Here is a 12,267-nt window from a genome sequence, read left to right as displayed (position 1 = left end):
ATGCACTATGAAAAGCGAACAAGTCAAAGGCGCCGTCGAGAAAGTTGCAGGCAAGGCCCAGGGTTTTCTTGGCGACCTGACCGGTGATGAGCATTTGCAAGCCGAAGGCGTTGCGCGCCAGGCCGCCGGGCAAATGCAGCAGGCCTATGGCGACGCGCTGGATACCGTCAGTGATTTCACCCGCAACAAACCGCTGGCTACCGTCGCTGTCGTCGCCGGTGTAGGCCTGCTGGTGGGCCTGTTGCTGCGCCGTCGTTGAGGAGGCTGAGCAAGATGTTCACCCTTTCTCAACTGCGCAATTGCATCGAAGAAGGCCTGTCGCCGCTGACCTGCGAGTTCACCTTGTGCCGGGACGCTTCACTGACCCTCAAGGTGTTCGACGCCCAGACCGGTCGGGTCGACCTGGTGGTGACCGGGATCAGCACCAACCGGCTGCAGACCCCGCAGGAAGTGGAAAAAATGGTGGAAGAGCTGCGCTACGAATTGCAAAGCAACAACGTCGGCAAGCTCACGTTGGATGATTTGCCTTCAACGACGCACCCATGAAATAGAACACCCCACCACCGACGGTAAACGCCCCCAGCATGTAAAACATGTAGTGGGCCGGCAGGCTGGCCAACACCAGCCCACACAACACCGGCCCCAGCGCGGCGCCCAGGTTGGACAGGTTCTGTGCCCCGTAATACATGCCGCGCAGGTGGTCAGGGGCGATTCGGTCGATAAACATGTACTCGGCCGGAAACACGATAATCTCCCCCACGGTAAATACCGCCATCGCCAGCACCCACCACAGCACGCTGGTGGCCAGGGCAAAGCCGATCACCCCCAGCATAAACATGCCCAGGCCAGCGATCAGCCACTGGCTCAGGTGGCGGTGCGAGATGCGCCGGCCAATCACATACTGCAAGGCAATCACCAGTGCGGCGTTGGTGGTGAGCACGGCGCTGATCACGGTGTAGGTATATTGCGCGGTGGTGGTTGTCACCAGGTACTGCGACAGATACGCCGTGAACTGACCGAACACCACTGCACTGAGCACGCCACCGAAGGTGAAACACACCAGGCGATGGTCGCTCAGCAGCACACGACCGACGGCGAGAAACGCCAGCGGTTTGTGCGTGGCATCGACGCTGGCCAGGCTGCGATCACCCCAGCGCCAGTACAGCAGGAAAAACCCCAGGCCCAGGAGCGCCGAGAGGACGAAAGGCAAGTTGATATCCACCTTGGCCACCATTGCGCCAAAGAACGGGCCGACGGCATAGCCGATATTGGTCAGGGTGTATTTGATGGAAAATACTTCGCTGCGCGCGTCTTCGGGCAGCAAGCTGGCGAAGCCGGCCTTGATGGCGATGTCGATGACCGCATAGGCCAGGTTGATCAGGATCAGGCAGCTGTAGAACAGCCAGATGCCCTGAGCCACGACGGTGCCGATAAACCCCAGCACAAACAGCGCGCTCAAGCCCAACAACAGCCTGTAGCTGTTCACGCGGTCCACCAGAAAACCGCCATACACGCTGAGCAATGAGCCGACAATCAGCGAACTGCCGATCACCAAGCCGACCTGAGTAATGTCGAGGCCGAAGTGACGGGTGAGGTAAATCACCAGGTAGGGAAAGGTAATGGCCTTGGCCAACGTCAGCAGTAACGTGGCGGACAGCAACAGGTTAACGGTGCGCGGGTAGTTTCTGATGGTGGCAAGCATCCTGCTCTCATCCGTTTGAGGTAACGCGACCTGTGGGGGTCGGTTACCTTAACGCAAGACCAGGCAAAAAAGACCGGTCATTTCTTGACGGGCGTGATCTCGAGAATCGTGCCGTTGGTGGTTTTGAGCAGCACGAACTTGTCACCCACGCGGGCCCATTGGCTGTCTTCTTCGGGTTGCTTGAGGCCGCGTTTCTTCCAGTCGCTGACGGCCGATTCCTTGCGCATCAGCATGTCCGGGGCGCGGTCGCCTTCTTTCAAATCGCGCGCGTTGATGCTCGAAGGTTTCACCGTTTCCTGCGGGGTATCACCGGCCTGCACGACAAAGCTGGCGGTGGACAGGCCCGCGGTCAGCAACAGGCAAGCAGCTAGGGTTTTGGACTTCATGGGTGCTCCTTCAATGAATGATGCGTACCCAGGTTCGGACCGCGAGCGCACGGAATCATTCAGCCCGCCTTCAATCCTTGTGGCGAGGGGTTACACCGGCGTGCCTTGATGGAACACCATCCGCCACTGACCTTCTTCCTGCCGCCACACTGAACTGCGCAACGATTGCCCGACGCCTTCGCGGTAACCGCGATAAGTCACCAGCGCCACCCCGTCACTGAGTGCTTTCACCGCAAACTCCGTCATGCGGCGCGCACTGAAAGCCTCATCCTGCAACCCGGCAATCACTTGGGCCTTACTGCCCCAGACATTGCCACTGGCGCCAAATTCGACAAAGTCATCCGCCAGCAAACGTTCAAGCTGCGCGGCATCGCTGCGTGTAGTGCTCTGCTGCAGCGCCTGCTCTAACGAAAACAGATGCGCTTCAAGATCCATCAGCCTTGCCCCCATGAAATTAATCCTGTAATTTTTCATGAAATTTCTCGACATAAATTTCATGAACCAACAACAAGAACTCGCCACCCTGGCCGCGCTGATCCACGACCTGCGCAAACACAAGAAACTCACCCTGGCGCAACTTGCGCAAAAAATCGAGCGCTCGGTGGGTTTCCTGTCTCAGGTCGAACGTGGCCTGTCGCGCCCGACCGTGGCTGACTTGACCGCCATCAGCCACGCCCTCGACGTGCCCACCACGTACTTCTACAGCCTGCCCAAACCCAAGGCGGTGGACTGGGTCACGCGCCCCAACGAGCGACGCACGGTGTACTACGCCAACGGCATCACCGACATCCTGGTCTCGCCGAGCATGAACGGCGCCTTTTCGATGCTCGACAGCCTGCTCGCACCCGGCGCCAACAGCGGTGAACAAACCATGAGCGACCGCGCCGAGCAGGCCGGGTTTGTGCTGGAGGGCGAGTTGACGCTGTGGGTGGAAGGCCAGCCGGACTCGGTCACCCTTGGCCCTGGCGACAGCTTCCACCTGGCCAGTTTCGCCCATTGCCGTTACGCCAACCTGACTGACCTGCCCGCCCGCGTGCTGTGGGTTTACAACTAGGAGCAACACCCGTGAAAAACCAGTCTTCCACATTGCTGGCCGAAGTACGGACCTTTCGCCAGAACCACCCCGAGGTGCGTTACGTCGACCTGATCGCCCTGGACATTCCGGGGCATTTCTACGGCAAGCGCTACCCGGTGGACATGCTGGAAAAGGTCGCCGCAGGCAGCCCGCTGAAGCTGCCCCAAAACGCCGTGCTGCTCGGCGCACAGGGCGGGCTGTTCAAGATTGGTGATTATTGCTTCCACGACGGCGATCCGGACGCCAACCGCCGTCTGGTACCAGGCACGCTCAAGCCGGTGAGTTGGGAGTCGCAGCCGCTGGGGCAGATGCTGATCACCTCGGACGGCACCGAGGCGCCCATCGAGTTCGAACCGCGCGAAGTGCTGGCCAAGGTGCTCGAACGCCTGCAGCACAAGGGCATTCATCCGGTGGTGGCCTTCGAATTGGAGTTCTACCTGTTCGACAAAAAACTCGACAACGGCCTGCCGCAATTCGCCCGCGACCCGCTGAGCGAGGACGCCGATGACCAGCCCAACTTGCATATCGAACGGCTGTCGCGCTTCAGCGAGGTGCTCGACGACATGGCGCAAACCGCCAAGGACCAAGGCATCGATATCACGGTGATCACCGCCGAAATCGGCCCGGGCCAGTTCGAAATCAATTTCGGCCACCTCGATGACGGCCTGCGCGCCGCCGACTGGGCCGCCCTGTTCTGCCGCAGCACGCGTGGCGTGGCGCTCAAGCACGGTTACCGTGCCAGCTTCATGGCCAAGCCTTACCTGCAATTTCCCGGCAGCGGCATGCATGTGCATGTCAGCCTCTACGACGCGGCGGGCAATAACCTGCTCGCCGCGCACCAGCAGCAACCGCTGCGCCATGCCGTGGCCGGGTGCCTGGAATTGCTGCCGCACTGCATGCCGATTTTCTCGCCCAACCACAACGCCTTCCGCCGCCTGGGTGGCACGGTCAACGCGGCGACCCGCGCCAGCTGGGGCTTTGAAGACCGCGATGCGTGCGTGCGCATTCCCCAATCAGACCCGCGCAACCTGCGTATCGAGCACCGCCTGGCCAGTGCGGATGCCAACCCGTATCTGGTTCTGGCGGCGATCCTGGCAGGGCTTGAGCATGGCCTTGAAGCCAGGCAAGAACCCATCGCGCCCTTGAACGAAGACCGCCTCAGCGGCACCGACTTTCCTCTTGAGATGCTCGACGCCGTGCGCGCCATGCAACATCAGCCGGTTGTGCGCGATAAGCTGGGCGCAGAATTTGTCGACGTGTATTGCGAGAACAAACGCCAGGACCATCTGGCTTTTCAACAAGAGATCAACGCGCGGGAATACCGCTGGTTTCTCTAACACTCAGGAAGCACCGATGCCCGAGCAAAGCGCGCCAGCCCTCAAGGAAATCTTCAACGCCGAACGCCTGCAGCACATCGCCCAAGAGATGTCGGCGGTGTACCCGGCGTTCGACGCCAAGGGTTTTTCTCAAGCACGCCAAGGCCGGGCTTGCCGAGTTGTCGGTGATGCAGCGCGTGGCGCGGGTCAGCGACACCCTGCACGCCGTGATAGCGCTGGATTACGCGCAAACACTCAAGCTGCTTTACGCCCTTGCGCCGCGCCTGAACAGCGCGTTTGTGTGCCTGTGCCTGCCGCACTACGTGGCAACTTACGGCCAGGGTGACTTCAGGCGGTCCATGGCCGCGCTCAAGTACTTCACCACTTTTGGCTCTGCCGAATTTGCCATCCGCCCTTTCTTGCTGAACGACTTCCAGCGCACCCTGGCGGTCATGCAGCAATGGTCGCTGGATGCCAACGAACACGTGCGCCGCCTGGCCAGCGAAGGCTCGCGCCCTCGCCTGCCGTGGTCTTTTCGCCTGGCCGAGGTACAGACCAACCCCGCGCTGTGCGCGTCGATTCTCGACAACCTCAACGCCGACAGCAGCCTGTACGTGCGCAAGTCGGTGGCCAACCACCTCAACGACATCACCAAGGATCATCCGGAATGGGTACTCGGCCTGATCGAAGGCTGGAACCTGGACAACCCGCACACCGCCTGGATCGCCCGCCACGCCTTACGCAACCTGATCAAGCAAGGCAACACCCGCGCACTGACGATCATCGGCGCCGGGGCCAAGGCCGAGGTGAAGATTCATCACCTGGCCGTCACGCCAGCCGTGATCAACCTGGGCGAACGGATCACGCTGTCATTGAGCCTCGAATCCACCGCTGCCGCGCCCCAAAAACTGGTGGTGGATTACGCCATCGACTATGTGAAAAGCGCCGGCCACAGTGCGGCCAAGGTGTTCAAGCTCAAGGCATTCACCTTGGGCGCGGGCGAAAACCACAGCATTCGGCGCGAACACCCTATTCGTGAGCTGACCACGCGCAAGCACTACGCGGGCACGCATCGGGTGCATGTGCTGGTCAACGGCGAGCAGCTCGGCAGCGCGGAGTTTGAACTGCTAAAACCCTGACCCAAATCAAGCAAAAGGCTCTAGCACGGGCCTTTCAGCCAGATAAATTGTCGAACAATCCTGGCCTTTGTTGTTGCGATCCATTATCATCCGGCGCCTTCTCACTGCCCGTTGGGTAGTTGTTTCAATGTTTCACCCGAGGCGCCAATGTACCGTTTGCACCGTTTTTCGTTTCACCGCTGTTTGATTGTCATCAGCCTGGGGCTGGTTACCCATCCTGTTAACGCCGCACTCCAACCCATGGCCGAAGCGCCGCTGGCCAGTGACACCGAGCTGCATTGCCACTTCAACCGCGACGCCAGCACCGACTGCACCACCACCCAGCACTACACGATCCTCAAACCCAACGGCCGCGAAATGCTCTCGCGCATTGACTTCGATTACTCCGAAGGCGACACCTTTGAGGTGATCAGCGCGCACTCCACCCAGCCAGGTGCCAAGCCGGTGGCGCTGGACGCCACGCAAATCGACACCCGCACCGCGCCCAACCCGGACCAGGGTTTCAGCCGTGACAAGCAGACCTCCCTGGCCTTCCCGAACCTGCGCGTGGGCACACAGATTCGCTTCACCGTGCGCGAACATCGCGCGGCCAAACCGCTGGTGAGTCAGTTTCACTATGCCCTCACCTTCGGCCCCAGCGCGTTCCGTCGCGACCACGTCAAGGCGCGCTTTACCGCCGAACGGCCGATCCAGTGGCGCAGTGAGCTGTTCGACGGTTTCACCGTAACCCCGTCGGCCAACGGCAAGACGCTGGACGTGGAGCAAAAAGCCCCGACCTACCTCAACTACATCAACGAATCGTCCAGCGCTGCGCTACAGCGCATTCCGCGCCTGGAAGTGGGCAGCACCGTGGATCGCCAGGCGTATTTCGGTGATTTTGCCCAGCGTTACAACCAGATACTTGCCGCCAGGCTGCCTGCGCAAGCCGCCGCGGCAGTGGCTGCAGTCGGCGGCCTGGCGCCGGCAGAACAGGTGGCCGCGCTGATGCAGCACATCAACGATCACTACCGCTACCTGGGCGACTGGCGCGCTACAGAGCGCGGCTACGTGCCGTTCAACCTGGCGGAAATCGAGCAGCACAGTTATGGCGATTGCAAGGACCTCGCGATCCTGCTGACGGCGATGCTCAAGGCCAGCGGCATCAAGGCTGAAACCGCCTGGGTCAGCCGCGGCGACGTGGCATATGCCTTGTTGATTCCCGGCACCAATGCACCGAACCATGCGATCGTGCGCGCCGAAGTGGACGGCCAGGTCTGGTGGCTCGACCCGACCAACCCGGTGTTCGCCCCAGGCCAGACCTTGCCCGACATCCAGGACCGCTGGGTGCTGGTCAACAATGCTCAGGGCCACGTGCGCGAAGAACAGATCCCGCTGGAACGCCCCGAAACCGCCCTGCGTCTGGACAAACAGGTGCACTTCGACAAACAGGGCAATGGTGCCACCCAGGCGACCATCACCTTCAGCCGCCTGCCGCTGATGCAAATGAGCGTGGATGACCGCCAACAAGGCACCACTGCCACCGACCAGAACCTCTGCGCGCACTTTGGCAACGAGATCAGCGACTGCCAGATCACCCGCCAACCCACAGCCCTTGTGGTGCACGACGGCTACGCTGTTCACGCTACCCTGAACGACCAGCGTGCCCTGGAAAAACTCGCGAATGACTACGTCTATACCGATGAGTCACTCAACGGGCGCTGGGATGGTTTCATCAACTACCGCCGTCACAATCAACAGGCCGACCTGTACCTGGGCAACCCGCAGACCTACGACTACAGCTTCACGCTGACTGGCGCGAAGATGGAAAAAGCCATCCCCGGCTGCCAGGTGCGCTCGCCCTGGTACGACCTGGACCTGGACGGCACGCGCACGGACAACGGGCTGCGTTATCACTATCGCCTGAGCCAGAAAACGCGTTGGCTGACTCACGCCGAGGTCGCCAGCGAAGCGTTTGGCAAAATGATTGACGAGGCGCGCACGTGTGCCGAACAGGTGCATCAGGTGGTAAAGCTCTGACGGCAGCGTAAACGCAAATCCAATATGGGCGCTGGCTTGCCTGTGATGGCATCCACTGGTCATGCCTGATCGACCGAGGTGTTTGCATCGCAGGCAAGCCAGCTCTCACACGTGGATCTCATGCCATCAGAGGGATGCCGTGTTGCAGGCAAGCGCCGCTCCCCACAGGTGTGATCCGGTTTCTTCAGCTGGATTCGCCGAGCAGCAACCCCTGCTCCCTTGCGCACAACTCCACCACGTAATCCCACAACACCCGCAGCCGTACCGATTTGTGCAGCTCCCGGCGTGAGCTGATCCAGTAGCTGCGCTGAATGCCCTCCGTCGGCAACAACGCCACCAGGTCCGGATCACCCGCCGCCATAAAGCACGGCAACACAGCGATGCCCAACCCCGAGCGCGCCGCCTGGTGCTGGGCGATCACGCTGGTGCTGTGGAACACCACTTTGGGGTTGCGGCAGAAGCTGCTGAGGAATTTGAGTTCCTGGCTGAACAGCAAGTCATCCACGTAGTCGATCCACGCATGCACGGCCAGGTCTTCGCGCTTTTCAATCGGCGGGTTGCGGTCCAGATACGCGCGGCTGGCATACAGCGCGAGGCGGTAGTCGGTGAGTTTGCGCGTGACAAGCTGGTCGACGCTGGGGCGTTCGAGGTGAATGCTGATTTCCGCTTCCCGGTTCAGAATACTGACAAAGCGCGGCACGGCCACCAGTTCGACTTCCAAGCCTGGGTAACGCTCAAACAGCCCGCCCATGCGGCTGGCAAGAAACATCACGCCTAGCCCTTCGGCCACGCCGAGGCGGATCTTGCCCAGGGGCGCGGCGCAATGGGTGAGTTCGTCTTCGGCCAGCAACGCGACGTTTTCCATGGCCTCAGCGTGTTTGAGCAGGGCTTCGCCGGACGGCGTCAGCTCGTAGCCCTGTGCGTGCTGCACAAACAGCGCAGTCCCCAGGCTCTTTTCGATGGCCTCGATATGCCGGGCGACGGTGGCGTGCGTGGTTTTCAGGCGCTGGGCAGCGGTGAGCAAGCGGCCGCTGCGTTGCAATTCGAGAAAGAACCGCAGGTCGTTCCAGTCGAACATATCGCCTCCCTTGCGTGGACAGTCAGTAGTTGCGCTCATGTCAGTGGTTACAGGCACTGTTTAAAAACGCACAGCAGCTGGGTAAAAACTAACATTTTTAAGACGAAAACTAACAACTAGGATGGAGCCAATAAGAAAAACAAGCGAGGCCTCAGATGCCCATTGCAGCTGCTGAATACGATTACGTGGTAGTAGGCGCCGGCCCCGCAGGCTGTCTGCTGGCCAATCGACTGTCCGCCAACCCCGCCCACCGCGTGCTGCTGCTTGAAGCTGGCGGCCGCGACAATTACCCCTGGATCCATATTCCCGTCGGCTACCTGTTCTGCATCGGTAACCCACGCACCGACTGGTGCTTCAAGACCGAAGCCCAGGAAGGCCTGCAAGGCCGTGCGTTGAGTTACCCACGCGGCAAGGTGCTGGGTGGCTGCTCATCGATCAACGGCATGATCTACATGCGCGGCCAGGCCCAGGATTACGACGGCTGGGCGGCCGAGGGCAACCCGGGCTGGGCCTGGAAAGACGTGCTGCCACTGTTCAAACAAAGCGAAAACCACTTCGCCGGCGGTTCGCAATTTCACAGCGACGGCGGCGAGTGGCGCGTGGAGCAACAGCGCCTGCACTGGCCGATCCTGGATGCCTTTCGCGATGCAGCGGCGCAAAGCGGCATCGCGCCGATCAGCGACTTCAACACCGGCGATAACGAGGGCTGCGGCTATTTCCAGGTCAATCAGAAGGCCGGCGTGCGCTGGAATGCGGCCAAGGCGTTTCTCAAGCCGATCCGCCAGCGGCCCAACCTCAACGTGCTGACCGAGGTCGAAGTGGACCGCGTGGTGCTGGAAAACGGCCGAGCCTCCCAGGTGCTCGGGCGTCAGAACGGCCAGCAGATGAGCTGGAAAGCGCGCAAGGAAATCGTGCTGTGCGCCGGTTCCGTGGGCTCGCCGGGCATCCTGCAACGCTCGGGGATCGGCCCTGCCAATGTGCTCAAACCATTGGGCATCGACGTGGTGCATGAGCTGCCCGGCGTGGGCGGCAACCTGCAGGACCATCTGCAACTGCGCCTGATCTACAAACTGGAAAACGCGCGCACCCTGAACCAGATCGCGGGCACCCTGTGGGGCAAAATGGGCATGGGCCTACGCTACCTGTATGACCGCAGCGGCCCGCTGTCGATGGCGCCCAGCCAGCTCGGCGCGTTTGCCCGCTCCGGCCCCGAACAAACCTCGGCCAACCTTGAATACCATGTGCAACCGCTGTCACTGGAGCGTTTTGGCGAGCCGTTGCATGCGTTCCCGGCGTTTACCGCCTCGGTCTGCGACCTGCGCCCGCACAGTCGTGGCCGTATCGACATTCGCTCGGCCAACCCGGCAGATACGCCGTTGATTCGGCCCAACTACCTCAGCCATCCGCAAGATTTGCGCGTGGCCGCCGACGCGATTCGCCTGACGCGCCGCATCGTCGCCGCACCCGCCTTGAGCCAGTTCAAGCCGGTGGAGTACCTGCCGGGCGATTCATTGCAGACCGAGGCGCAACTGCACGAAGCCGCCGCGCGCATCGGCACGACGATTTTCCATCCGGTGGGCACCTGCCGCATGGGCAGCGACAAAGACGCTGTGGTCGATGCCCAACTGCGCGTACATGGCGTGCCGGGTTTGCGCATCGCCGATGCTTCGGTGATGCCACGCATCACGTCAGGTAACACCTGCTCACCTACACTGATGATTGCGGAGAAAGCTGCGCAGTTGATCCTTTCGCCGAACACAAGGAATCTTGCCCCGGAAAGAGAAATGACCACACCCGCGTGACCTGTAGGTGTCCGGCTGGCCGGCCGCCTACAGAGAGACAACCGGCGCCGAGGTTGGCGCCGACAGTGGAACAACAATAAATAATCACTGTGAGGGTTACCCGATGTCAGAACATGCTCAACCCCTGGGCTCGGCCGTTCGTGCGAGCACCGGCAGCGAATCAAGAAAAGTCATCTTCGCCTCGTCTCTGGGGACGGTGTTTGAGTGGTATGACTTTTTCCTCTACGGCGCTCTGGCGGCCGTGATCAGCAAACAGTTCTTTGCCGGGGTCAACGACACCACGGCGTTTATCTTTGCCTTGATGGCCTTCGCGGCAGGCTTTGTGGTGCGGCCGTTCGGCGCGCTGGTGTTTGGTCGCCTGGGTGACATGATCGGGCGCAAGTACACCTTTCTCGTCACCATCATCCTGATGGGCGTGGCGACGTTTTGTGTCGGGCTGCTGCCGACCTACGCCAGCATTGGCATTGCCGCGCCGGTCATCCTGATCGTGCTGCGCATGTTGCAGGGCCTGGCGTTGGGCGGTGAGTACGGCGGCGCAGCCACCTATGTGGCCGAGCACGCGCCGGCCGGCAAACGCGGCCTGCACACCAGCTGGATTCAATCCACCGCCACCCTCGGCCTGCTGCTGTCGCTGCTGGTGGTGCTGGCTTGCCGTTACTTCACCGGCGACCAGTTCGAAGTCTGGGGCTGGCGGATTCCGTTCCTGTTTTCCATCGTGCTGCTGGGCATTTCCACCTGGATCCGCATGAGCCTGCACGAGTCGCCGGCGTTCCTGAAAATGAAAGAGGAAGGCAAGGCCAGCAAGTCGCCGATCCGCGAGTCGTTCGGCAAATGGGAAAACCTCAAGGTGGTGCTGATCGCGCTGTTCAGCATCAACGGTGGGCAAGCGGTGACGTTCTACGCGGCGCAGTTCTATGTGCTGTTCTTCCTCACCCAATTCCTGAAAATGGACCCTGCGCTGGCCAACATGCTGCTGATTATCAGCGTAGTGATCGGCGCGCCGTTTTTTATCCTGTTTGGCTGGCTATCGGACAAAATCGGGCGCAAACCGGTGCTGATGCTCGGTCTGCTGCTGGCGACCGCCCTGTACTTCCCGATCTTCAAGGGCCTGGCGCATTACACCAACCCGGCGATGGACCAGGCCAGCCATCAGGCGCCGATTACCGTGCTGGCCGACCCGGCCACGTGCACCTTCCAGTTCGACCCGGTGGGCAAGGCGCGTTTTGACAGCCCGTGCGACAAGGTCAAGACCTTTCTGGTCAAGCAAGGCCTGCCGTACAGCAGTTCTGCGGCGCCGGCCGGCAGCCCGGTGCAGGTAAGCGTGGGTGACGTGCGCATCGACGGTTACGACGAAGCGGCCCTGCGCGGTGCGGTGACACTCGCCGGCTACCCGACTTCGGCGGATGTGGCACAGGTCAACAAGGTCATGGTGGTGGTGCTGATCGTGGTGCTGATCCTGATCGCCGCCATGTGCTACGGCCCACTGGCAGCGTTGATGGTGGAACTGTTCCCGACGCGTATCCGCTACACCTCGATGTCGCTGCCCTATCACATCGGTAACGGCTGGTTTGGCGGTTTCCTGCCGACTGTGTCATTTGCCCTGGTGGTGTACACCGGCGACATTTTCTATGGCCTGTGGTACCCGGTGGTGGTGACCGGCGTGAGTCTGATTGTGGGGTTGTTCTGCCTCAAGGAAACCCGACATGTGGACATCAATAACAACTGATCTTCACGACGCCTGAGCCCCCTTGTG

General features: G+C 61.1%; 11 protein-coding genes and 1 pseudogene. 8 read left to right on the top strand and 4 right to left on the bottom strand.

Annotation, left to right across the window (positions count from 1 at the left end):
* Positions 1 to 7: 7 nt before the first annotated feature.
* A complete protein-coding gene (locus AACW30_RS10070; RefSeq protein WP_200624915.1) occupies positions 8 to 259 on the top strand; it encodes a CsbD family protein in 252 nt (83 codons plus the stop codon).
* Between the two features lie 14 nt (positions 260 to 273).
* Positions 274 to 546: a DUF1652 domain-containing protein gene (locus AACW30_RS10065; RefSeq protein ID WP_106579942.1), complete on the top strand. Its 273-nt coding sequence runs from the start codon at positions 274 to 276 to the stop codon at positions 544 to 546.
* Here AACW30_RS10065 and AACW30_RS10060 read toward each other — a convergent pair.
* From AACW30_RS10060 to AACW30_RS10050, 3 genes are all read right to left on the bottom strand, one after another.
* Positions 509 to 1,702, bottom strand: a complete 1,194-nt coding sequence (locus AACW30_RS10060) for an MFS transporter (RefSeq protein ID WP_200624914.1) — start codon at positions 1,700 to 1,702, stop codon at positions 509 to 511. The two genes, AACW30_RS10065 and AACW30_RS10060, sit on opposite strands and share 38 nt — an antisense overlap.
* A 77-nt stretch (positions 1,703 to 1,779) precedes the next feature.
* Positions 1,780 to 2,088, bottom strand: a complete 309-nt coding sequence (locus AACW30_RS10055) for an RcnB family protein (RefSeq protein ID WP_106579940.1) — start codon at positions 2,086 to 2,088, stop codon at positions 1,780 to 1,782.
* A gap of 90 nt (positions 2,089 to 2,178) precedes the next feature.
* Positions 2,179 to 2,586, bottom strand: a complete 408-nt coding sequence (locus AACW30_RS10050; protein WP_234452668.1) for a nuclear transport factor 2 family protein — start codon at positions 2,584 to 2,586, stop codon at positions 2,179 to 2,181.
* Between AACW30_RS10050 and AACW30_RS10045 the strand changes: the two genes are divergently transcribed.
* The 4 genes and pseudogenes from AACW30_RS10045 (at position 2,585) to AACW30_RS10030 (ending at position 7,634) form a co-directional block, all read left to right on the top strand.
* The gene (locus tag AACW30_RS10045) at positions 2,585 to 3,142 is read left to right on the top strand and encodes a helix-turn-helix domain-containing protein (protein WP_106580015.1); all 558 of its coding nucleotides are present in this window, start codon (positions 2,585 to 2,587) and stop codon (positions 3,140 to 3,142) included. The genes AACW30_RS10050 and AACW30_RS10045 overlap by 2 nt on opposite strands.
* 11 nt (positions 3,143 to 3,153) lie before the next feature.
* The gene (locus AACW30_RS10040; RefSeq protein WP_124416990.1) at positions 3,154 to 4,500 is read left to right on the top strand and encodes a glutamine synthetase family protein; all 1,347 of its coding nucleotides are present in this window, start codon (positions 3,154 to 3,156) and stop codon (positions 4,498 to 4,500) included.
* Positions 4,501 to 4,516: 16 nt separating this feature from the next.
* Positions 4,517 to 5,618, top strand: a pseudogene (locus AACW30_RS10035) (DNA alkylation repair protein).
* A 156-nt stretch (positions 5,619 to 5,774) separates the two neighbouring features.
* On the top strand, positions 5,775 to 7,634 hold the full coding sequence (locus tag AACW30_RS10030) for a DUF3857 domain-containing transglutaminase family protein (protein ID WP_200624950.1): 1,860 nt from the start codon (positions 5,775 to 5,777) through the stop codon (positions 7,632 to 7,634).
* Between the two features lie 184 nt (positions 7,635 to 7,818).
* Here the strand turns inward: AACW30_RS10030 and AACW30_RS10025 are convergent, their stop codons facing one another.
* Positions 7,819 to 8,712 carry a LysR family transcriptional regulator gene (locus AACW30_RS10025; protein ID WP_106579936.1) on the bottom strand — a complete coding sequence of 298 codons (894 nt, stop codon included), beginning with the start codon at positions 8,710 to 8,712 and terminating at the stop codon, positions 7,819 to 7,821.
* A gap of 155 nt (positions 8,713 to 8,867) precedes the next feature.
* On the opposite strand from AACW30_RS10025, the gene AACW30_RS10020 reads away from it, so the two are divergent.
* Both AACW30_RS10020 and AACW30_RS10015 read left to right on the top strand, forming a co-directional pair.
* Positions 8,868 to 10,514 (top strand): GMC family oxidoreductase, encoded by a 1,647-nt coding sequence (locus AACW30_RS10020; protein WP_200624913.1) that lies wholly within the window; start codon positions 8,868 to 8,870, stop codon positions 10,512 to 10,514.
* A 103-nt stretch (positions 10,515 to 10,617) separates the two neighbouring features.
* Positions 10,618 to 12,240, top strand: a complete 1,623-nt coding sequence (locus tag AACW30_RS10015; RefSeq protein WP_119735512.1) for an MFS transporter — start codon at positions 10,618 to 10,620, stop codon at positions 12,238 to 12,240.
* Positions 12,241 to 12,267: the final 27 nt, after the last annotated feature.

Origin of the sequence: Pseudomonas sp. MF6747 (assembly GCF_963890955.1) — a bacterium.
Classification (GTDB): Bacteria; Pseudomonadota; Gammaproteobacteria; order Pseudomonadales; family Pseudomonadaceae; genus Aquipseudomonas.
Note: the sequence above shows the minus strand (reverse complement) of the source record. Positions and strands in the feature narration are given on the sequence as shown.

Bases quoted from the DNA above. Each gene is read 5' to 3' on its own strand.
- AACW30_RS10015 (WP_119735512.1), top strand. From the start codon at position 10,618: ATGTCAGAACATGCTCAACCCCTGGGCTCGGCCGTTCGTGCGAGCACC.
- AACW30_RS10060 (WP_200624914.1), bottom strand. From the start codon at position 1,702: ATGCTTGCCACCATCAGAAACTACCCGCGCACCGTTAACCTGTTGCTG.
- AACW30_RS10070 (WP_200624915.1), top strand. From the start codon at position 8: ATGAAAAGCGAACAAGTCAAAGGCGCCGTCGAGAAAGTTGCAGGCAAG.
- AACW30_RS10055 (WP_106579940.1), bottom strand. From the start codon at position 2,088: ATGAAGTCCAAAACCCTAGCTGCTTGCCTGTTGCTGACCGCGGGCCTG.
- AACW30_RS10050 (WP_234452668.1), bottom strand. From the start codon at position 2,586: ATGAAATTTATGTCGAGAAATTTCATGAAAAATTACAGGATTAATTTC.
- AACW30_RS10025 (WP_106579936.1), bottom strand. From the start codon at position 8,712: ATGTTCGACTGGAACGACCTGCGGTTCTTTCTCGAATTGCAACGCAGC.
- AACW30_RS10020 (WP_200624913.1), top strand. From the start codon at position 8,868: ATGCCCATTGCAGCTGCTGAATACGATTACGTGGTAGTAGGCGCCGGC.
- AACW30_RS10045 (WP_106580015.1), top strand. From the start codon at position 2,585: ATGAACCAACAACAAGAACTCGCCACCCTGGCCGCGCTGATCCACGAC.
- AACW30_RS10065 (WP_106579942.1), top strand. From the start codon at position 274: ATGTTCACCCTTTCTCAACTGCGCAATTGCATCGAAGAAGGCCTGTCG.